We start from the raw sequence: 22,729 nt of genomic DNA, 5'->3' as shown, positions 1-22,729 counted from the left end.
AACAAATCTCAATTCTAATGCGTCGCTAACCAATCAAAAATCGCTTTGGAACGTTCCAGACGCAGGTTTGGCAAACCATTACGAGATAGACCATGATCAGAATCTGGAAAAGTCATTAATTTAGTTTCAACACCGTTTTTTTTCATTGCGACATAGAATTGTTGCGCCTGTTCCAAAGGACAACGCAAATCTTGCTCACTGTGCATAAGGAAAAGAGGCGTTTTAACTTGGGAAGCATAAGCAAGGGGTGACATATTCCAAAGCCCAACCATGTCAGATAAATCACGCTTCAACTGAAATTCTACAAAGAAAGCACCAACGTCACTTGTCCCATAGAAACTAATCCAGTTTGAGATAGAGCGTTGTGAAATTGCTGCTTTGAAACGATTCGTATGGCTAACCACCCAGTTAGTCATAAAACCACCATAACTTCCGCCCATCACATAGATAGCATTTTTATTAATTTCAGGATGCTGTTCAAGTATATAGTCGGTTCCTAACATCAAATCATCAAAATCTTTATTTCCATAATCTCCTAAAATAGAAGCGACAAAGGCTTGACCATAACCGTTTCCACCACGGGGATTAAGCATAATAACGCCATAACCTTCAGCTGCCATAACTTGCATTTCATAAAAGAATGATTCGCCGTAAGCAACTTGCGGTCCACCATGAATATACAGAACTGCCGGATGATTATTTTTTTCTTCTAGAGGGGGTAAATACCAGCCTTGAATATCCCAGTTATCAGCGCCTTTATACCAAAACATCTCCGGTTCAACGAGCGCGTGATGCTTGAAAAAAGGTTTATTAGGCTGATACAAAATATCTAATTGACCTGTATCTAGGTTTAAAAGTGCTAATTCAGATGTTTTTGTTAATGTTGAAAAAGTAACGGCTAACTGATTAGTAGATTTATCTATTTTTCCATCTGTTAGGTGTAGACGTTGGTCAAAGATTAGTTCAGTTTTACCAGTTCGATCTCCCTTATACAATTGAATTTTACCATGTTTCGTTACAGGGAATAAAAATTCTGAATCGTTTAACCATTCAATTTTGACACCGCTCGTATTTTGCTGGAAATCGGCTACCAGAGCATCACTCACTTCTAAATCTAAATTTTCTGTTAAACAGACTAATTGATGGGTTTCCATATCATATCCGTAAACTTGACTCAAGCTAACGAAGGCATAGTCAAAATTATTTCCACTCAATAGTAAATAGTCTTCCGCTTCAGACATCGCTGCAAAAGAAAAATTTCCTTTAGGAATACGCGTTGTTAAAGAGCGTTTTTCTTTAGAACTAATATCGTAGTAATAAACAGTTTCCCCATAATTCCACTCGTCATTTGGATCTAATTGATCGCTTACTAATAAATAGCTTTCGTCGTGTGAAACATAAGCAACACCAATTTCACGCTTTTCTTCTAAGAGAAGCTGTTTAGCAAGGCTCGCAATGTCGACTTTTTTAATTTGATAGGTGAGATTTTGTGGAAAGATACCCAAACCGTCTTGCTTGTAAGTTAATTTGTTTATGATGATTGCATGAGGCTGTTTCGTATCTTCATGAGAATCTTCCTCATTTTTTACAGATGTTTGGTAGTACAAAGACGCACTATTACGGGTCCAAACATAATGGGATACCCCTTCTTTTTCATCGGTAATCGCATAAGCACTCCCACCATCTAAAGGCATGAGCATGATTTGCATTTTTTTATCTTTATTATTATTTCCTAAATATGCTAAATATTTACCATTAGGAGAAATGGTTAAAAGCGATTGGCTTGTTCCAGCGTCCCCCCAACGACGGCGCTCTTTAGTTATTTTATGAATACTATAAATGTGCGAATGATAAGCGTTCTCATCCTTATTAGGTTGCGTTTCAATATAGAAAATAAGGTCATCATGAATGATAGGTTGACCTAAGCTTTTTAAATCAAAAAGATTTGCCATTGTTACTTTTTCTTTTTCCAAAAAAAAACACCTCCAAGTGATTCTTGTCATCATTAAACCAAACGAAAAAATAAAAGTCTATTGTTTTCTAAAAAACTACTTGACCTAAAATGAGTTTATGGTTATAATTTCGATAATTCTTAACATTAAATTCTAATCTAATGTTAATGTTCGGGCAGCTATAAGGAGGAATATAAATGAAACATAAAAAAAGATTGAAATTATATGCTACAAGTTTAGCTGCGCTAACACTGCTGGCCGCATGTGGAACTGACAGCGGTAATGATTCTGCAGATGCGAATTCAAACATGGATTCTGCCACAACCGGGACAAATGGGGATAAAACCTTAGATGTGCAATTTGATGTTGAAGTTGCCTCAATGGATCCACAAATTGGAACAGATGGAGCTTCGTTTGAAGTTATTTCTAGTATCATCGAAGGTCTCTATCAGCTTGATTCTTCTGGTGATCCTGTTTTAGGAATGGCAGAATCAGCCGAGATGAGTGAGGACGGTTTAACCTATACCTTCAAATTAAGAGATGCTTCTTGGACGAATGGAGATCCGGTTACTGCGGATGACTTCGTATATGCTTGGCGCCGGTTAGCAGACCCTGATACAGGTAGTGAGTATGCTTATATCATGGGAATTGCAGGGGTTGAAAATGCCGGAGATGTTATTGATGGTACCGCTGATCCCGATCAATTGGGTGTGACCGCCCTTGACGATAAAACGCTTGAAGTGAAACTATCTAACCCTGTCCCATACTTCGAAAGTTTAATGGCATTTATTTCATTCTTTCCTATGAATCAAGCCTTTATGGAAGAAGTAGGGGATGACTATGGAACTTCAGCAGATACGCTCATTGCTAACGGTGCCTTTAAAGTAGAAGCGTATGAGCCACTTACAACATCCATTAAATTGGTTAAAAATGAAGATTATTACGACGCAGAAAATGTTGCGATTGATGCATTAAATTTCCAAGTTATTAAGGATTCCCAACAAACAATGCTGTCTTACCAAAATGGCGATATTGATGTCGTTGCTTTAGCGGGAGAACAAGTAGATTTATTCAAGGATGATCCTGAATTTGTTAATATTCAAGACGGTTTTGTTTGGTATATTTCTCCTAATACAATGGTAGAAGGTTTGGATAACGCAAATTTGAGGAAAGCAATTGCAACCTCTATTGATAAGGAATCCATTGTTAATACAGCATTAAAGGATGGCTCCAAACCAGCTAATTATATAGTACCGGTTGACTTGGCCAATGGACCAGACGGGGAAGACTTCCGTTCAACAACCGGAACTTACCTGGAATATGATCCGGAAGCAGCGGTTGCTTTGTTTGAAGAAGCAAAAGACGAATTGGCTGCTGAAGAATTTACATTCAGTATGTTGGTAGAAGATACTGAAAGTGCTGTTAACGTTTCTCAAATGTTGAAGTCACAAATTGAAGAAAACCTTGAAGGTGTCACAATTGAAATTGAACAAATGCCTAAGAAAACACGTCTCGATCGTATGAAGAGTAAAGACTATGATCTTGGTCTAACCAGATGGGGACCTGACTATGCTGACCCGATGACTTACTTGGATTTATGGGTAACAGACGGCTCTAATAATGATGGTAGTTGGACAAATGCAGAATATGACGAACTGATTTTCTCTTCTCAAAACGGCGAGTTATCATTAGATAAAGAAGCCCGCTGGGAAGCGTTAAAAGAAGCAGAACAAATCATTCTTGATGATGCCAGTGTATTACCAGTCTACCAAAAAGGTAGTGCCGTAATGATTAAGAGTAACGTTTCTGGAGTTGATTTCCATTCTGTCGGAGTACCACGTGTGTTTAAGAATGCGACAATCGATTAATACGAACTTGTAATAATGAAGAGGGTGCATACATGACAAGGCAACGGTTGGGTTTATCCGACTAGAAGCAGTCACAGCATCCTTTTTCATTTTTAATAAAATAGAAAGGAAGACTCAAATGAAAAAATATATTGCAAAACGTGTTCTTTTATCCATTTTGACTTTGTTTGTGATTATTCTTGTCCTCTTTACACTGATGCAATGGATGCCTGGGTCTCCTTTTAACGATGAAAAGTTATCCATTGAACAACAAATGATTTTAAGGGAGAAGTACGGTTTGAATGATTCCGTTTTTGTACAATTTTTCCGTTACTTAAAAAATATGCTTGTAGGTGACTTTGGAGATTCTTATACTATCTCAAAAAATACGCCAGTATCACTCCTTTTAAAAAACCGCTTGCCTATATCTTTGACTTTAGGAGCAGTTTCGATTGTAATTGGTAGTATTTTAGGATTAATTTTAGGAACTGTGGCAGCTCTAAAACACAATACAATGATTGATACAGCTGCAACTTTCTTTTCCGTTATTGGAGTATCTATTCCTTCTTACGTTTTTGCATTAGGACTTTCTTATTATTTAGGATTCCGACTTGGTTGGTTTCCTATGCTCTACAGTCAAGATCAAGGGGCGGTTGCTTACGTCTTACCTGCTTTAGCTTTGAGTATGACGGTTACAGCAACCATTGCACGTTTTACTCGAACCGAGATGATAGAGGTCATGAATTCCGATTACATGCAACTGGTTGAAAGTAAAGGGGTATCTGGTATGCAGTTAATCCTTAAACATGCGTTACGTAATGCCTCCATTTCAATCATTACCATTCTTGGACCACTGATTGTTAGTTTAATGACTGGTAGCCTCGTAGTTGAAAAAATATTTTCAATTCCAGGAATCGGTCAATTGATGATTCAAGCAATCCAATCAAATGACTATAATGTAATCTTAGCTTTGGCATTTGTATATAGCGCCATGTATGTTGGCATCATGTTAGTAGTGGATATTCTGTACGGTGTCCTTGACCCAAGAATTCGTTTGGTAAAGGAGAATGGAAATGGATAACTCAATAAACAAAACAGCAGAATCATTCAAATTTATTGGTACTACAGGAGTACTAACCATTGAGGAGGATTACTCTGAAGAAGCACGATGGAAACAAATGATTAAACGTGTTGCCCGAAATAAAGGCTCAGTTTTTGGCTTTGTCATGATCATATTTATTTCTTTTATGGCTTTTGCCGGGCCACTTATGTCAGGTTACGAATTTGATCAACAAATATCCGGACATGAGAGTATGGCTCCACGCATCCCACTATTAGAAAAAGTAGGTCTGTTTGACGGCTCTGAGACTTTAAAAACGTCGACTGGAGAACTGGTTGTTAATAAGTATGAAACTCTAGCAGGTGGTGAAGATGTTTATCACTGGTTTGGAACTGATGTGTTGGGGAGAGATTTGTTTACCAGAACGTGGATGGGAACCAGAATATCACTTTATATTGCTTTAGTAGCCGTTATTGCGGATGTATTGATTGGGATGACTTATGGCATGGTTTCGGGCTACTATGGTGGTAGAGTGGATACAATTATGCAGCGAGTTTTGGAAATCATTAATGGTATTCCTAGTCTCGTTGTGGTCACCTTATTAATTATTATTTTAAAACCCGGGTTACTCAGTATCACCTTAGCGATTGCTTTAACGGGTTGGATTGGGATGAGCCGAATTGCTCGTGCCTCCATGCTAAAATTAAAAGAGAGTGAGTATGTTTTGGCAGCTCGTACAATGGGAGCCAAGGACTTTCCAATTATGTACAAGGAAGTATTACCGAACATTTTTTCCCAGCTCCTTATTATGTCAATGTTTTCGATTCCTAACGCAATTTTTACAGAAGCATTTTTAGCCTTTGTTGGGATTGGAATACCTGTGCCAATGGCTTCGCTAGGCTCTTTAATCTCGGAAAACTTTAAGTCATTGACAACACATTTCTATATGATTGTTCCACCAGTACTAGTATTTGCGCTTTTAATGCTAAGTTTTAACTTATTAGCAGATGGCTTACGCGATGCACTTGATCCAACCCTAAAGGAGGTCTAACGATGACACGAGATAAAGTATTAGAAATTAGAGATTTAGCCATTAGTTTTAAAACATCAGGTGGAAAATTGTGTGCAGTTCGTGGTGTTGACTTAGACTTGTATAGAGGTGAAACAGTCGCAATTGTCGGTGAATCCGGGAGTGGAAAATCGGTAACCGTTAAAGCCATTATGGGTATTCTTAGTAAGAATGGAGCTATTGAGAGCGGCCAAATTCATTATTATTATAAGGACAATGACCAAGATACTTGTCAAGATTTACTAGAGCTATCGAAAAAACAAATGCGCCATACTATTAATGGTAAACGCATCGCAATGGTCTTTCAAGATCCCATGACTTCCTTAGACCCGACCATGAGTGTGGGTAACCAGATAATGGAAGGAATGCTGACACATTATCAAACACCAAAAAAAGAAGCGTATGAAAAAGCAGTCCGATTACTGGAACTCGTCGGTATCACGAATCCAGAAGCGCGTATGAATAATTATCCGCATCATTTATCGGGAGGAATGCGCCAGCGAATCGTCATTGCAATTGCTCTTGCCTGTGACCCGGATGTGCTAATTTGTGATGAACCAACGACGGCTCTCGATGTGACGATTCAAGCTAAAATATTAGAGTTGATTCAAGATATTCAAGAGAAAACGGGTATTTCAGTCATCTATATTACCCATGACTTGGGGGTCGTAGCCAAAGTCGCAGATTATGTGAACGTCATGTATGCAGGTAAAATTGTAGAAAAAGGGACAACGGACGATATCTTTTATCGCCCGCAACACCCTTATACATGGGGATTACTGTTAGCTATGCCAGACTTAGATACGAAAACAAGCAAATTGTATTCAATACCAGGCAATCCTCCTAATATGACTAAAGAAATTGTGGGGGACCCCTTTTATCCGCGTAATAATTATGCGCTTGAAATTGATAGACGAGAAGAGCCACCTATGTTCCAGCTAACGCATACACATTCAGCGGCAACTTGGTTACTAAGTGAACACGCTCCGCAGTATGATTTGCCACAAGAGTTAATCGAACGAATTGAACGCATGAGAAAGGAGGAGGCAGCCTATGGCATCAGTAAGTGAACCACTTTTAAGTGTGGAAAATCTTAAACAGCATTTTAAAGTGAATCGTCATTATAGTGTAAAAGCAGTTGATGGAGTCTCCTTTAATATTTATCCAGGCGAAACATACGGACTCGTAGGCGAATCTGGGAGTGGGAAATCAACGATTGGACGCTCTGTCATTCGGTTGCATGAAATTACGGATGGTGAGATTCGTTTTAAAGGATTGGACATTTCAAATAAACTTGATAAACCAACTACAGAAACACTTCGAACAAAGATGCAGATGATTTTTCAAGATCCAATGGCTAGTTTAAATCCACGGAAGAATGTCATGGATATTGTTGCGCATGGCTTGGATATACACGGTAAAGCAGGTAGTAAAAAAGAACGTGCAGACCGAGTGATGGAGATTCTTGAGCGTGTTGGTCTATCGCGGGAATTTGCGGGGCGTTTCCCCAGCCAATTCTCAGGAGGCCAACGCCAACGTCTGGGTATCGCCCGTGCGCTCATTATGAATCCGGAGCTGATTATTGCCGATGAAGCAATTAGTGCACTAGATGTTTCCATTCAAGCACAAATTGTTAACTTGATGAAAGAAATTCAAGAAGAAACAAACGTTGCTTATCTCTTTATTGCGCATGACCTGTCCATGGTCCGCTATATCTCTGATCGGATTGGCGTGCTTCATTTAGGACATATGATTGAGACGGGAACAACAGAAGAGATATTTTCTAACCCGATTCATCCTTATACGAAATCATTGATTTCGGCAATACCCCATCCAAATTCAGCTATTGAGAAAAAGCGAGTCGCTTTAACATACGATTATGAATCGAGCGGGTTGGATTACGAACAGGGTAGCCAACACTTAGTTGAAGGGAGCCATTTTGTACTAGGAACGGCAGTAGAAGTAGCCGAATGGATGAAACAAGATAATCAAGAGGACGTATTGGGCTTATCTTAAGATTAAAAAAGAGTCAGGACATTTTTGTCCTGACTCTTTTCATCATTAGCATTTGTTTTACGCCTTCTAATGATGAAATAAGCACTATTTTCATCATTAGATTCTATTAAAGTAGTTCCAATGATGATTTTTATCGAAAATTCATCATTAGCATTATAAAATACTCTTTTAATGATGAATGAGCACCAAATTATAGGTTAGAGAGATTTGTAAAGAATTTCAATAAGCTATTGATTCCCAATCCTAATGTTACTAGAGTTGCAATCCCACCGAGTATATTTTGTACAATTGTATTTTTATGTTTACCTAGTAATTTTTTGTTGTTTGCAGCAATCATGATTAAAATTGCTATGATAGGCAAGAACAAACCACTAAAAGCAGAAGCAAAGATAATGATTTGCGTTGGACTTGTTCCTAACGCTGCAAATATTGTTCCGAAAATAACAGCGGAACCACCTGCTACACGTGCTTTTGTTCCATTTGCTTACCATTTAAAGAGACGAGCCAAAACCACTTTCAAAATAAGTGGTGTTGCAATAGCTGAAGATAACCCAGCAGCAGCAATCCTAACGTCACCAATCATACGTGCTGAGTTTCCTAAAACAGGTTCCAACATTTGTGAGAAAATTATGGGACTACTTACAACCGTACCAGTTCCATATAAAACAGTTCCACTAGTAATAACAATAGCTGCGGTGATAAGAATACCAATCCCCACATTAAAAACAGTATCAAAACGAGCTGCTGGCAAATGTTCTTCTCCTTGCCATTTTTCAGCAGTAGTAATAGCTTTCATTAACAAGTTAATCCCAATTAAAGTCGTACCAATTAAAGCAACAATATTAACAATAGAACCATCAGGAATTCCTGTTGGAACAAACCCTCTTAATACTTCACCGAAATCTGGTCTAACTAAAAACATGGTAATAACAAAAACAATTCCCATAACACCAACAAAAATCGACATTAATGTTTCAAGTGTTTTGGCAGTTCCTACTACAACTGCATAAAAACTTGCTCCGCCAAGAATGATAGCTGCTGCCCATTGCGGTAAGCTTAAAACATCAGCTAAACCGAGAGAACCCCAATTAAGTTTCCAGCTTCAAATCCAAAAGCCGTTGCAAAGAGAGTAATGACCATTAAACCTTTAATAATTAGGCTTGCAGTTTTATTGTCATTAAAAGTAGAGATAGATGCTTCGGCAATATCACGATTAGAGACAATACCAATTCTTTGTGACATTTCCATTAAAACCAACAAAGAAAAACCAGAGAATAGAATTGCCTAAAGCAATTCGTATTTAAAGTTAACCCCAGCAATTGTTGTGGTTGTAATGGTACCAGGTCCAATAAAAGCACTGGTTACAATTGCTGCAGGCCCTATGTCCTTAAAACGATCAAAAAAGCCTTTTTTATTTCTCGTGTTACTACTCATGTATAATTCCTCCTATTCCTATAATTTTCCAACTATTTATATGTTGGTTTTATTGCCAAAACAATAATGATAACGGATACATTTATAGCGTGAAGCTTCTTATAATAGCTATGCTGTTATCATACTATTTTTGAACGAAAACAGGAAGCTCCATTCATCTAGAAAATAAACAGATCTTTGTACATAGTGCATAAGAGAGGTGAGGATTAAATAATAAACCAATATATTTAGCGCTATCATAGAGGTGACTTGCTTATTCTTTATTTGATTAAAATCTAAAAAATATAGTTGAGGCTATTTAGATAAAAAAGAAGTGTTATATTTATAATTTATATTAACTTAGATTATTTAAATACATCAGAAGGGATATTCGTTAATATTGAATATGATCTATTCTGTGAATATGTTAATATGTTTATATATAACAACCAAAAATAAAGTGAGGTGGATATAAAATGAGCTTAAAAAAAATAAAATGGAGGATATCTTACACATCTTACGATAATAAGATGTTGGATGAATTCTATAAGCCAGCAATTAGACAATCAGAGTCGTATAAACGAATTTCGGGGTATTTTTCTGCCTCATTTTTAGAAAATCTTGCATTAGAAATTGAAGATAGTATAAATATTAATAACTTATACATACAGATACTTTGCTCCCCACTTATGTCCGATGAAGATAAAGAGAATATACGATTGGGATATGGTATGAGGGAGAAAATATCAGAGTTTATTGCTACAGAATTAAAGAAAATTTCTGATGATAGTAAAACGCTCCCATTAATATCCAATTTAATCGCTCGAAAAGCAGTAGATATTAAATTTGTGGTCACGGAAAGAACAGGTATGTTTCATGATAAAAAGGGTATATTTAAGGATAGCGAGGGTAACAGGTTAGCATTTACAGGTTCTAATAATGAAACAAATAACGCAATGTTTAATAATTATGAGTCATTAGTTGTTCTAAATGATTGGGAAAATAAAAAATACGTGGATGAGATAGAAAATGACTTTAATAAAATTTGGAGCGGAGAAAAAGCAGACTTAATACTCTTGGATGTTACTAAAGAACTTATTGAACAAATTGAAAGAATATCTAAAACTAACATGTCGAACTCTGAAGATATATTTTCTACAGTTAATATCTATAAAAAGTATAGTAGTCTCTACAAATATCAGTTGAAAGCTGTAGAAAGTTGGCGCGAAAACAACTATAGAGGGCTTTTAGAAATGGCAACTGGTACTGGTAAAACAATTACAGCGTTAGCATGTTATCAAGAATTAGCGAAAGAAATAAAAAAAATGGTGACTGTGATAGTAGTCCCTCAAATTGAACTCTTATATCAATGGGAGGAAGATATAATTAATAGTGGTTCCAGAGCAATTATTTGTTCTGGAGATAACCCCTCATGGCCAGGAACTTTAAAAAATAGAATAAGAAGACTTTCTAGTATGAGTCATGGGTATATCAACGTAATTGTTACGAGGGATACTTTTATTAGTAATAAATTTATAGAAATAATTAATGTTTCAAAAATTGAAAGATTGATTATTTCCGATGAAGTACATAGCTTTGGCAGTGAAACAACTAGAAGGAAGTTCGAACAACTAGAAGATATATTTAATTACCGCTTAGGAATTAGTGCCACTCCGTTCAGAAAAAATAAAAATGAAAGCAAAGAATTAATTAGTTTTTTTGGAGGAATCGTTTTTTCATACTCTTTAAATGAGGCAATAAAAAGTGGTTTTTTAAATAACTATGAATATTATATAAAGTTATTATACTTTGATAAAGAATCTTTAGAACAATATAGAAATATTTATTATACTAATAAAGAAAAATTATTGAAAAAAAACATAGAAGCAATAAATCAGATAGAAAAAATAACCGCCACAATTGCTAACTCTTCGACATCAAAAATTGATGAACTAGTTTCAAGCTTTTCAAGCAGAGATGATGAATATCAATCAATTGTTTACTGCTCTCCCGGAGGTTACAACAATAATATAAATAAATTCGAAGAAAAACATATTGATATTGTAGCAAAAAAACTAAGCGAAATCGAACGAGTAAAACTGAGAAAGATAAGAAGTCAAGTGAATTCTGATGAACGGAAAAAAATATTGACACAGTTTAAAGAAAGAAAATTAAATGTTCTTGTAGCTATAAAATGCTTAGACCAGGGGATAAACTTACCGGAAGTTACAGATGCATATATATTATCAAGTACTGATTCTCAAACTGAATTTATTCAAAGGCGAGGTCGTATTTTAAGAACTTATCCAGGTAAACCAACGTCAAAAATTTATGATTATGTAATGTTACCTCAAGACTATAATGCTGATACGTTTGAGCCGGATGAAGCGGATGCGTATTTTGTAGCTAGAGAATTAAAAAGAATGAAAGCATATCAAGATGGTGCGGATAATTATAATGAAATTCAGAAAAAAATTGATATTATAGAAGAAGCTTATAGAGATTTATTGGAGGTTAATGAATATGGATTTAATAAATAATGAAGATATAAAGGAAATTTTGAAGTATATTTTGCAGAATGAAAAAAGGATATATAAAGAAAATCCATTTCCAACAGCAAAAGATACTAGTGAGAAGGAAAGGGAATACTATAATAAAGTAGACGAAATCTCAGTTAAAATAGCAATACGAGAGGGAATTGACTATGAAAATTAAAACTTTAAAGCTTAGAAATTTTCGACAATTTATGGAAATGGACTTAGAGTTCTCAGTTTGTCCAACAAAAAATGTTTCAGTTATCATAGCAGAAAACTCCACTGGTAAAACAACTCTCATGCAGTCCATAAAATGGTGTTTATACGGAGACGAAGAAACTGAACTAGACAATAAACTGCATTTATTAAATAAGTATGTCCAAAAAACGAGTAATAAAGAAAAAGAAAAGTTGTCTGTCCAGTTAGTGATAGAAGAAGAAGGTATTGATTACGAGATAACTAGGTTTAGGGAAGTATATAGGAAAAGTAATAAAATATATAATGAAATAATAAGTATAGAATTTAAAGATAGTTCTGGTGAAACAAAAATATTAACTAGTCCACCAGGAGATTCAACTCTTGATGGAAAAAAAATTAACAGAATGATAAATAAAATATTAACTAAAGAAATGTCTCATTACTTTTTATTCGATGGAGAGAGGATAAATGATTTAGGTAACAACAACGCTAAATCCAGATCAGATATTCGAAATGCAATAGGAGCGATAAATGGATTTAATATTCTTGATAATTCTTTGAGAGCTTTGAATAATATGAAAAGATTCTATAAAAGTAATCTATCTGAGGGAACTAATGACAAAAAAATAAAGAAATTGAATCACGACATGATTATTCATGAAGATTTACGAAAAGATTATAAACTAGAAAATAATAAAATTCAAAAAGAGATAAAGGAAAGTGAATCAAAAATTAATAAATTAGACAATGAATTAAGTCTATATGACCAAATTCAAGATTTAACAAAACAAAGAAAAGAATTGGAAGGGAAGATTGAAAAAAACAGTTCAAAGCTCCAAGAAATGGGAAAGAATATATTATTTGATAGTTACAATTACAGGATAAAGATGATGATGGCTCTTTTGAATAAAAAATATAGAAATATCAATTTTAATGAAGAATATGATAAAAAGACAATTTCTAGTATGCAAGCAAGTGCAATTGATGAAATAATTAAAAGAGGAGTATGTATTTGTGGAGAAAAAATAACAGACAGACATAAGGATCATCTTTTAGAACAAAGGAATTATCAACCACCAATATCCAATTCACAATTAGTGAGAATATTTCAAAATAATTTAAAAGATGAAATGGCGGGAATGAATACTGCTTACCAATATTTACAACGAATAAAAAATGATTATATCGAAACGATAGATAATATGGGTATTGAAAAAGAGAGTCTTTTGGAATTGAGTGAGAAGATTGGAAATAACGATTCGATTGGAATCAAACAAAAAAACAATGAGCGTCTAGAATTGAAAAATAGAATCTCAGAATTGAGTAAACGCAAAAATATAGTAGAATATCATATTGAGAATGAAAAAAAAGAATTAAACACCAAGGAAAAATTATATAAGGAATTAATAAATGAAAAAAATAAAAATATCTTTAATAAAATCAAGTATGACCTCATAGATGATAGTATTATGATTTTAGAGGAACGAAATAAAAAGGATCGAATTGCAAGAAAATATCAAATTGAAAAAATAGCAAATAATCATTTTTCAGAGATAATTTATAAAAATAAAAAATTATCGTTAAATGATAATTTTGAGTATAGTGTTACTGAAGCTGACGGATCTCCTGCTTCACCTTCTGAAGGTGAAAGAATTTCAATTAGCATGTCACTAATACTTGCAATTATCGATGCTCATAAAGAGATAATTAAAGAGAAAAATAAAGGACAGGATTATGATTATAGTAATGAAAAGGATTTTGCAATAATACTAGATGCTGCTTTTGCCACGCTAGACAATCAATTTTCAAAAAGAATTTCAGAAAAGTTACCACAGTCTGTGGAACAATTAATTCTTTTTAGTACTGAAAGGCAATATAAAGGACCAGTTGAGGATAGTCTAGAAGAACATATAGGCAAAAAATATAAACTATCTATTCCAAAAACAGAAAGAGAAAACGCTCTAACCAATGAAGAATTAGAAGTGCTTTAAAAAGAATGGAGGAAATTGAATGGCATTAATCTCGAGTGATATTGTACTAAATGGTAAACACGCATCCATAGCAAGAGCCTTAATAGAAAATTCTGTATATCAAAGTGGAGCGGATTTATTTGTTGAAGCAGCGTTAATAGGGATCTATTTTGGAAAGAAATCTGAAATAGATTTAGAGATAAATGATAGACTTGAAGTTTCCAGAACGTATTTTCAAAGAAGAAGCCAACTTGAGAATATTTTATTTATCTTTCTACAACATGAGAAAGTATACCAAGGGAGAGCTTTAACAGCTGCTCAGGTTTTCAATATAGATGATAGTACAGTGGAAACTAAAACCCTCTTAGAAGAAATAAAAGCGCATGCTTTATATGGAATAGAAAAAATAGGCGAAAATTATTCTACACTATTAGAAAAGACAAGTAAAGAATTAGTAATAGATGTCCTACTAGATGAAAATCTAACAGCACCCGAATTATTGTCTGAAAAAGTAGAAGAAGACAAAAAGCTTTTTTTGAAACAAGAAACAGATGAAGAAATAGAGGATATTTTGAATATTTGAAAGGGGTCCAATCATGGAATATTTTGACTTGGATTGGGATGATTTATTAAATGTGGATTCATTAAGTTTAGAGGAAGAAAGAAACACTTCAGCTGCTGAATCGGACTATATTGTAAGAAAAAATAGTGAAAATACTAATGTAGAATACGATGCATCTGTATTAAAAAATAAAAAAGTAATAAATTATGCTATTGATGTAAATAGCCTAATGGGAAATACGATAAAAATAAATAAGTTTGATAAAGATAATTTTGTTAATTTTTTTAATAATGAGAAGTTTATCGAAGTTAACCCTTTGAACAAATTTCCGAAAAATAAAAGCCTGTTTTCCGTATTTTTTTTACTTGATAATATTTCAAAAGAAAATATTAGTGAATCAGTTTTTAACTTTACTTGCGCAAGTAAAGATGGGGAAGATGTAGGTCGGGTTTTGATTGATACGCTTATTTACCTTAATTATTTATCAGTCATTGAAAGTTTTTTTATTCCAACATCTAAATTCTTTACGTTGAGTTTAAAGAAAACAGATGAAAAGGTACTTTCTTTTATTAAAGATTTGAGTAACTATAAAACTATTAAAGAATGTTTGATGATTCAACTATATGGTAATAATTTTGATTCGATTACGAGAGAAATCATTTTTGATAAATTGTCAAATGATCCAAGTGTTTTGCATGAAGAGTTATTAAAAGAACAAACATTTGAATTAACAAAAAATTTGAGATCATGGTATCTAGAACTCAGAAGTACATTAATCTTGTAGAAGCAAAAACAATTTTAAGTAAAAGCCACTTACATCACCAGTAAAATGTAAATGGCTTTATATTTTTATATTCTAAGGTATACTTTTTCTATTAATAAGTAAATACAGAGTATTATAAGATTTAATAAAAGATATCGATTTTAATTTTTTCAATTGTAGTAGATATATATAGGAATTAATTGCTCAAAAGTTGAACTTAAATAGTACTGGAGTGCTAAATTGTTAAAGATTAGTCATTAAATATTATGTCCTAGCCATTACTTTACTTTCTGCTTATTTAATGAGCGTAGAAGGATTGGAACGAACCCAAGTTCGTGATATGATAATTATTGGTATTTAGTATAATTATAAAAATTGCGATAGATAAGGAAGAAAATATAATGAAGACAAAATCCATCCAACCGTTTTTAAAGTGGGCAGGTGGTAAAAGGCAACTTTTACCTTCTATAAGAGAACGAATACCCGAAAGGTCAACAATAAGTAATTACTACGAACCATTTTTAGGAGGAGGAGCAGTTTTTTTAGATTTGAAGCCTAATAGAGCTGTCGTAAATGATTTTAACGAAGATCTAATTAATGCTTATAGAGTAATTAAAACGGATGTTGAGCAACTTATCAAAGACTTAGAAAAACATGAAAATACAGAAGAGTATTATTATAGAATGAGAGCAATTGATAGAAGTGATACGTATAGTGAATGGACTAGTATAGAAAAGGCTTCAAGATTAATTTATTTGAACAAAACAGGGTATAATGGTTTATATCGGGTAAATAGTAAAGGCCACTTTAATACACCATATGGGAGATACAAAAATCCAAATATAGTTAATAAAGAAAATTTATTAGACTTAAATAAATACTTTAATAGCAATAATATCAAATTTTTAACGGGAGACTTCGAAGGAGTTTTACGAAGTGTAGAATCAGGTTCTTTTGTGTACATAGATCCACCCTATGTACCTCTAAATACTACCGTGAGTTTCACAGGATATACCAATTCAAAATTTGGAAAAAATGATCAAATACGTTTAAAAAATGTGTGTGATGAATTGAATGCTCGGAATGTGAAGTTTCTTTTATCGAATTCAAAAGTAGACTTCATTGAAGATTTATACAAGGATTATAATGTTGAAATTATAGCAGCGAGAAGGAGTATTAATTCAGTTGGGAGTAAAAGAGGAAAGATAGATGAAGTTTTGATTAGCAATTATACTTTGTGAACAATAAAGTATAATAGGTTTTTTAATAACGATTAAAACTTTAAATAAATTTAATGTAGGAAAATTTACAACACAATGCAACTACATTAATAATTTCTTAATTGCATTTTTCATGAGTCGACCATTTTACCAGCGCTAAGAGACATATAGGAGATTGAGGAACTTATTTTCTACTTTTTGACTTACAAAATAAGGGACGGTCTTGATAGACACACATTAGAAGTACCACCCGACTCCCGAGATAGATGAACTTTCGATTATAAGAATAGGATTTTAAAAAAACTGTGTTTTATCATTTATCTGTATTGAACATAATATTTATGACTTCAATAAAGATCGTTTTCAAATAAGTGTTAATTCACATTTATATTAATGTAATAATACTAAAGATGACATCTATTGTTTATCTAAAAATAACAGAGGTGAGAAGCACTAATGGTCATATAGTATTACTCCATTGACTTATTCAAGAAAAAAATTTTGAAGCCCATTATTCTATAACTATTGTTAAATAACAAAAAAATGTATGAAAAATTACATTAAACATAATGATAAAATAAATTTTCTCTATAATAAATATTAATTGAATTTAAGATCTAAAAAGAACATTATATGGTTCTTTTTTGTTTTGTTATCACGGTAGTTAAAAAAGAAAGAGGCATATTATGAAAAAAGAAATTCATGTCGTAGGAGCGGTTATTGAATCAGAAGGGAAAATTCTTTGTGCGCAAAGGGGTCCTGGCAAAGCTTTAGCTTATTTGTGGGAGTTTCCTGGTGGTAAAATTGAACCAGGCGAAACTGGAAAAGAAGCCCTTGAACGTGAGATTCGAGAAGAACTTTTGTGTGAAATTGTTGTGAAAGAAAAAATAACGACTACAAAATATGAATATAATTTTGCTTTTGTTCATTTAACAACATTCAAATGTATGCTAACAGAAGGGGTGCCTACCCTCACAGAGCACGTTGCTGTCAAATGGGTTCCTGTTGATAAGCTTGAGCTCCTAGAATGGGCACCAGCGGATATTCCGACCATTAACCTTTTGGTCAATAAAAACGATTAATAGAAAGAGGGTCGGTCTATGTATACATTGGTCAATAATACCAGTCAGAAAAATTTATTAGATGAACTGACAGAATCTTTAACAGAGTGCCGGCAGTTCTATTTTAATATCGCTTTTATTAGCTATTCTGGCGTTCAACTATTACTGGATAGTTTTAAAATTGCTACTGAAAAAGGGGTTAAAGGAAAATTTATAACTGGGACCTATTTAAACTTTACTGATCCTAAAGCAGTTAGGAGAGTAAAGGCGTTTGCGGGAGTAGATGTCCGTGTGTTTTTGGCAACCAAAACACAAGGATTCCATCCAAAAGCTTATATATTTGAATATGATTCTTTTTATAAAATTATTATAGGATCTTCAAATTTAACCAATTATGCCTTGAAGAGTAACATCGAATGGAATTTACAAGTCATTGCAAAAAACGATGAATCAAATCAAGAGTTTCTAAACGATCTTAAAGGAAGCTTCCACGATATCTGGGAAAAGAGTCTTGTGACATCAGAAGATTACATGGTGGAGTTTGAACGTCATTATCAGGGAGTACGTTATCAAGATACCATCCATTCATCAGACTTCAACGCACGTCAGCTTTTTACCTACCCGTTGATGCCAAGGTTAACACCAAATGTGATGCAGACGAAGGCAATACAAGAATTAGCCCTATTACGTGAGAATGGCAATGACCGTGCCATAGCGGTAGCTGCAACAGGTACAGGTAAAACCTTTATGGCAGCTTTTGATGTTCAACAAGTTAAGCCAAAAAAGATGCTTTTTCTAGTTCACCGAGAAACGATTCTTGAAAAATCACTTGAATCATTTGCAAAGGTTGTTGCTGTTCCAAAGAATAAAATGGGATTATTAACTGGGAATAAGAAAAGTTACGGTGCTGACTATTTGTTTGCGACCATTCAAACCATGTCTCGTGAGTATGAACAATATGAAAGAGATGAATTTGACTATATTGTAATAGATGAAGCACATCACGCTACTAGTCCAAGTTATCAAAAAGTTATTGATTATTTTAAGCCAGACTTTCTCCTTGGTATGACCGCAACGCCAGAACGGAGTGACGAAGGGAATGTTTTTGATTTGTTCGGTAATAATTTAGCGGTTGATGTACGTTTAAGAGAAGCTTTAAAAGAAGGATTGTTGGTTCCGTTTCACTATTACGGTATAACGGATCAAAGTGATGTTGACCTGAGCGATAACACCCTAAGACCAGATGAAATTGCCGAAAAATTAAATATTTCTAGTCGAGTAGATTTTATTGTAGAAAAAATGCGTTTCTATGGGCACGATGATTCTAAAAGACGTGTATTAGGATTTTGTATCACTAAGAAGCATGCTGCATTTATGGCAGCTGAATTCAATAAACGTGGAATTTTAAGTAGCTATTTAACTGGTGAAGATACCCAAGACGAACGCCAACGCCAAATTCGTCTATTAGAAAGCGAAACTGCTCAGCTTGAAGTTATCTTTACTGTCGATATTTTTAATGAAGGAATTGATATACCGAGCGTTAATACAGTTTTGATGTTGCGGCCAACCGAATCCCCCATTGTATTTACGCAACAAATAGGACGGGGGTTAAGAATAGCTGAACGTAAAGAGTTTTTAACGGTATTAGATTTTATTGGGAACTATAGCAAGTCGTTTTTAATTGCCATTGCCTTATATGGGTCCCGTTCTGTTTCAAAGAAAGAAATTACCCATGCAGTTCGTCGAGACTTTCGAAATATCCCAGGACCGTCCAATATTCGTATGGACAAAATAGCGAAAGAACAAATTCTAAATCAATTAGAGAATGAAAATTTTTATACTTTTAAGTATTTAAAAGAAGATTACCAAACCTTTAAAAATGCCTTGGGTGGAAAGGTGCCTTATCACCTTCAGGACTATTTAACTCTTGAAGGAGCACCGGATCCAATTTTATTCTTTAGTAAATCTGTATCGCAAAATAAATCTAATAATTATATTGAATTTCTAAAGATAGTTGAAAAAACAGATGAAAAGATTCAAGCACTAGTGGCGGATAAAAAGTTCATGGACATATACACAAAACTACTCAGCTATCTTCCTCTAAAGCGTCCACATGAATTTGCAATTTTAGAAATTTGTCTTAGCCAAAAAACTTTTACAAAAGCTGAAGCTTACAGACAAGTTGCTAAATATGTGGATGGCGACCAAAAAAATACAACCAATCATGCCTTAGAAACGTTTAATTTTGAGTACGCAGATAAAAAGGAACAAAAAGAAGTAAAAATAATTGAGAAGATTTCTGAAGACGGCTATACTTTCCATAAAGACTTATCAATTGCTTTAACCAATCATGAGCAGAAACATTTTATCAGTGATGCAATTCATTACGGTTTATTACGATACCAACTTGCTTTTGGACACCAGAACCTAGGCTATCCTTTCCTCAAGCTCTATAGTGAATACACGCAAAGAGAAGTGGGGCTAATGGCTAATTATCGCAATACTCATTCAGCTTTTAGAGGAAGTACCCTACAAAATGAATTAAATGGAAATCATTATTTCTTATTTGTTGACTTGCATAAAGAAGAAGATATTGAAGACAACATTAATTATAAAGATAAATTTATATCACAGAGCCAGTTTCAATGGGAAACCCCCAATGCGACCCGTATTCATTCAAAACGTGGGAAAGAGTTAACTAGGAATAGCGAACATGAAAAAGTGATTCATCTGTTTGTTAGAAAGTACAAAACGGTTAATAATGTTACGCAGCGGTATACTTATATTGGCACCGCAGACGGTATCAGTCATCAAAACGAAAAACCTATTGAGATTCAATACAAATTGCATCATAAGATGCCGATTGCTCTGTATCAAGAATTTGAACCAGAAAATGTTTCTTTTTAGAAAGCGAGGATAATCAGATGACACATGCACTATTAATCGTAAACCCTACTTCAGGAGATAAAAAGGCAAAAGATTATGCAAAAGATATGGAAGCTACTTTAACAGAAATGTACGATCAAGTGACCGTCAAGCATACAGAAAAAGCGGGCGATGCGACGCGTTTTGCCAAGCAAGCGACCCAAGATCGCTTAACGGCAGTGTTTGCGATGGGTGGAGATGGAACGATCAACGAAACGGTTAACGGATTAGCAGAGCAGGAATACCGGCCTGTTTTTGGTTTTATACCAATGGGTACGGTGAACAATTTAGGTCGTTCATTAGGAATTTCAATGGACCCGCAAGAAGCGATTGCGAATTTGAAAGATTCAGTAGAGAAAAAAATGGACATCGGTAAAATTAATGACCGTTATTTCATCGATATCGTTGGAATTGGGGAGGTTCCCCGAGCGGTTCAGCAGGTTGATATTGAAGAAAAGACCAAACTGGGGCCGCTCGCTTATTTCATCGAAGGGGCAAAAGCTTTGGGTGAGAAGAAAATGTATGATTTCAATATCGAAATAGACGGTGAAAGCATTCAAGAAGTATCAATGGTCGTGGTGATGTCTTTATCCAACTCGATAGGGGGATTTGAAAATGTTTTACCCGAAGCTAGTGCTTACGATGGGAGACTCCATTTTATGCTGCTAAAGGGTGATAAAATCATTGATAAAGTGAGCTTAGTACCAAAAATATTTTCAGGACAAGTAGCCGAAGATGAGCGGATTATTTACCGTGCTTTTGAAAAGGCACATCTTGCTCTTACAGACGGAACAGAGCTAAAAACGAATGTAGATGGTGATGAAGGACCCGCTTTACCGATAGATGTTTCTGTTCTGGAGCATCACCTCACTGTATTGGTACCAAAATCTCAATGAAAATAGGAAGGAACATATCATTGGTATGTTCCTTTTTTAGTGTATGGTGAGCAAAAAGATAAACGGGAATATTATTTCCATGTTATGATATTTCTATTGCAAAATAAAATGAGAAAGAAGTAACCCAGTTACTAAGAGGTAAAAGTATGTTTTTAGCTTGGAACGAGATTAAGCATTCAAAAACCCGGTTTGCGTTAATCATTGGAGTCATGGTTTTAGTTTCTTATTTAGTCTTTTTTTTGGTTGGTTTGGCAAATGGTTTAGCACAGGCAAACAAAACCAGTGTAGATAAATGGGATGCTAGCGGAATTGTCTTAACAGACGAATCGAATACCAATATTGGGATGTCTATGATGGGCAGGGGGTTAGCTGCTGATATAGACGCAGAAGAGGTAGCAGTGTTAGGCCAAGCACCTAATGTTGTTCGCAAAAAAGGCGAAACAAGTGAAGAGTCAAAGATATCTGTGACATTCTTTGGTATTAATAAAGAGGAATTTATTATGCCAAATGTGATTGAAGGGCGCGCCTTCAGTGACGATTATGAAATCGTCGCAGACATTAGTTTAAAAGAAGAGAACAGAATCGAAATTGGTGACCAACTCAGTTTAACGGGGACAGATTTAACGGTGGAAGTCGTCGGCTTCACGGACAATGCACAATTCAGTGTTGGCCCCGTCCTTTATACAACCGTTAATACTTACCAAGATATCCGTTTCGAAAATATCGATGAGAGTGAGTCCGGTCGGATTAGTGCGATTGTAGTCCGTGACCAGTCTTTAGAAGCTATTAAGGTTCATAATGAGGATTTACGTTTGTATAGTATTGGGGATTATATTAATAAAATTCCAGGCTATACGGCTCAGGTTTTAACATTTGGTTTAATGATTGGCTTTTTAATTGTGATTGCAGCAGTTGTAATTGGTATATTTATGTATGTTTTAACGGTTCAAAAATCAAGTATGTTTGGAATTATGAAAGCACAGGGAATATCAACCGGTTATATTGCCAAATCAGTTGTGGCGCAAACCTTTATACTAGCTGTAATTGGAGTAGGTATTGGCTTGGCCTTGACCTTGTTAACGGCTTTGTTTCTACCAGCAGTCGTTCCCTTCCAATCAAATAGCCTTTTCCTGGTTGCTATAACCGGACTATTAATTTTGTTTGCGATTACAGGGGCGTTCTTTTCGGTACGAACAGTCGCCAAAATTGATCCGTTAGAAGCGATGGGATAGGAGGAATGAAT

At 34.5% G+C, this 22,729-nt stretch carries 20 protein-coding genes; 15 read left to right on the top strand and 5 right to left on the bottom strand.

Annotated elements, in window-relative coordinates; translation table 11 throughout:
- Window positions 1–14: 14 nt before the first annotated feature.
- Window positions 15–1,952, bottom strand: coding sequence for a S9 family peptidase (locus tag BW727_RS07720; RefSeq protein ID WP_418268862.1), 1,938 nt, complete (start codon window positions 1,950–1,952; stop codon window positions 15–17).
- Between the two features lie 197 nt (window positions 1,953–2,149).
- Between BW727_RS07720 and BW727_RS07715 the strand changes: the two genes are divergently transcribed.
- The 5 genes from BW727_RS07715 (at window position 2,150) to BW727_RS07695 (ending at window position 7,944) form a co-directional block, all read left to right on the top strand.
- Window positions 2,150–3,820: a peptide ABC transporter substrate-binding protein gene (locus BW727_RS07715; protein ID WP_062469884.1), complete on the top strand. Its 1,671-nt coding sequence runs from the start codon at window positions 2,150–2,152 to the stop codon at window positions 3,818–3,820.
- Window positions 3,821–3,938: 118 nt separating this feature from the next.
- Entirely contained in the window at window positions 3,939–4,880 is a 942-nt protein-coding gene (locus BW727_RS07710) for an ABC transporter permease (RefSeq protein WP_062469887.1), read from the top strand.
- Window positions 4,873–5,910 (top strand): ABC transporter permease, encoded by a 1,038-nt coding sequence (locus tag BW727_RS07705; RefSeq protein WP_062469890.1) that lies wholly within the window; start codon window positions 4,873–4,875, stop codon window positions 5,908–5,910. Before BW727_RS07710 ends, BW727_RS07705 begins: the two co-directional genes overlap by 8 nt.
- Window positions 5,911–5,912: 2 nt before the next feature.
- Window positions 5,913–6,998, top strand: coding sequence for an ABC transporter ATP-binding protein (locus tag BW727_RS07700; RefSeq protein WP_062469893.1), 1,086 nt, complete (start codon window positions 5,913–5,915; stop codon window positions 6,996–6,998).
- Entirely contained in the window at window positions 6,982–7,944 is a 963-nt protein-coding gene (locus BW727_RS07695; RefSeq protein WP_062469896.1) for an ABC transporter ATP-binding protein, read from the top strand. The genes BW727_RS07700 and BW727_RS07695 overlap by 17 nt, the downstream gene beginning before the upstream one ends.
- Window positions 7,945–8,134: 190 nt before the next feature.
- Here BW727_RS07695 and BW727_RS10900 read toward each other — a convergent pair whose 3' ends face one another.
- The 4 genes from BW727_RS10900 to BW727_RS10620 form a co-directional block, all read right to left on the bottom strand.
- A complete protein-coding gene (locus BW727_RS10900) occupies window positions 8,135–8,305 on the bottom strand; it encodes a hypothetical protein (protein ID WP_335617515.1) in 171 nt (56 codons plus the stop codon).
- Window positions 8,306–8,428: 123 nt separating this feature from the next.
- On the bottom strand, window positions 8,429–8,974 hold the full coding sequence (locus tag BW727_RS07690) for a divalent metal cation transporter (RefSeq protein WP_335617531.1): 546 nt from the start codon (window positions 8,972–8,974) through the stop codon (window positions 8,429–8,431).
- Window positions 8,975–9,012: 38 nt separating this feature from the next.
- A complete protein-coding gene (locus BW727_RS10625) occupies window positions 9,013–9,186 on the bottom strand; it encodes a hypothetical protein (RefSeq protein ID WP_159443135.1) in 174 nt (57 codons plus the stop codon).
- Between the two features lie 42 nt (window positions 9,187–9,228).
- Window positions 9,229–9,378, bottom strand: coding sequence for a hypothetical protein (locus BW727_RS10620; protein ID WP_156179552.1), 150 nt, complete (start codon window positions 9,376–9,378; stop codon window positions 9,229–9,231).
- Between the two features lie 455 nt (window positions 9,379–9,833).
- Here BW727_RS10620 and BW727_RS07680 point away from each other — a divergent pair, with 455 nt between their 5' ends.
- The 10 genes from BW727_RS07680 (at window position 9,834) to BW727_RS07635 (ending at window position 22,718) form a co-directional block, all read left to right on the top strand.
- Window positions 9,834–11,897 carry a DEAD/DEAH box helicase family protein gene (locus tag BW727_RS07680; protein WP_062469902.1) on the top strand — a complete coding sequence of 688 codons (2,064 nt, stop codon included), beginning with the start codon at window positions 9,834–9,836 and terminating at the stop codon, window positions 11,895–11,897.
- Window positions 11,881–12,072 (top strand): hypothetical protein, encoded by a 192-nt coding sequence (locus tag BW727_RS07675; protein ID WP_062469905.1) that lies wholly within the window; start codon window positions 11,881–11,883, stop codon window positions 12,070–12,072. Before BW727_RS07680 ends, BW727_RS07675 begins: the two co-directional genes overlap by 17 nt.
- Window positions 12,062–14,080, top strand: a complete 2,019-nt coding sequence (locus BW727_RS07670; RefSeq protein WP_062469908.1) for an AAA family ATPase — start codon at window positions 12,062–12,064, stop codon at window positions 14,078–14,080. Before BW727_RS07675 ends, BW727_RS07670 begins: the two co-directional genes overlap by 11 nt.
- Window positions 14,081–14,099: 19 nt before the next feature.
- Window positions 14,100–14,642 (top strand): hypothetical protein, encoded by a 543-nt coding sequence (locus tag BW727_RS07665; protein ID WP_062469911.1) that lies wholly within the window; start codon window positions 14,100–14,102, stop codon window positions 14,640–14,642.
- 13 nt (window positions 14,643–14,655) lie between these two features.
- The gene (locus tag BW727_RS07660) at window positions 14,656–15,405 is read left to right on the top strand and encodes a hypothetical protein (RefSeq protein ID WP_062469914.1); all 750 of its coding nucleotides are present in this window, start codon (window positions 14,656–14,658) and stop codon (window positions 15,403–15,405) included.
- Window positions 15,406–15,785: 380 nt separating this feature from the next.
- Window positions 15,786–16,625, top strand: a complete 840-nt coding sequence (locus BW727_RS07655) for a DNA adenine methylase (RefSeq protein ID WP_062469916.1) — start codon at window positions 15,786–15,788, stop codon at window positions 16,623–16,625.
- A 665-nt stretch (window positions 16,626–17,290) separates the two neighbouring features.
- Window positions 17,291–17,686 (top strand): (deoxy)nucleoside triphosphate pyrophosphohydrolase, encoded by a 396-nt coding sequence (locus BW727_RS07650; RefSeq protein WP_062469919.1) that lies wholly within the window; start codon window positions 17,291–17,293, stop codon window positions 17,684–17,686.
- A gap of 18 nt (window positions 17,687–17,704) precedes the next feature.
- A complete protein-coding gene (locus BW727_RS07645; RefSeq protein WP_062469922.1) occupies window positions 17,705–20,572 on the top strand; it encodes a DUF3427 domain-containing protein in 2,868 nt (955 codons plus the stop codon).
- A 17-nt stretch (window positions 20,573–20,589) separates the two neighbouring features.
- On the top strand, window positions 20,590–21,486 hold the full coding sequence (locus BW727_RS07640; protein WP_062469925.1) for a diacylglycerol/lipid kinase family protein: 897 nt from the start codon (window positions 20,590–20,592) through the stop codon (window positions 21,484–21,486).
- Window positions 21,487–21,632: 146 nt separating this feature from the next.
- Window positions 21,633–22,718, top strand: coding sequence for an ABC transporter permease (locus BW727_RS07635; RefSeq protein ID WP_062469928.1), 1,086 nt, complete (start codon window positions 21,633–21,635; stop codon window positions 22,716–22,718).
- The last annotated feature ends 11 nt before the right edge of the window (window positions 22,719–22,729 follow it).

This window comes from Jeotgalibaca dankookensis (genome assembly GCF_002005405.1).
Lineage (GTDB): Bacteria > Bacillota > Bacilli > Lactobacillales > Aerococcaceae > Jeotgalibaca > Jeotgalibaca dankookensis.
Note: the sequence above shows the minus strand (reverse complement) of the source record. Positions and strands in the feature narration are given on the sequence as shown.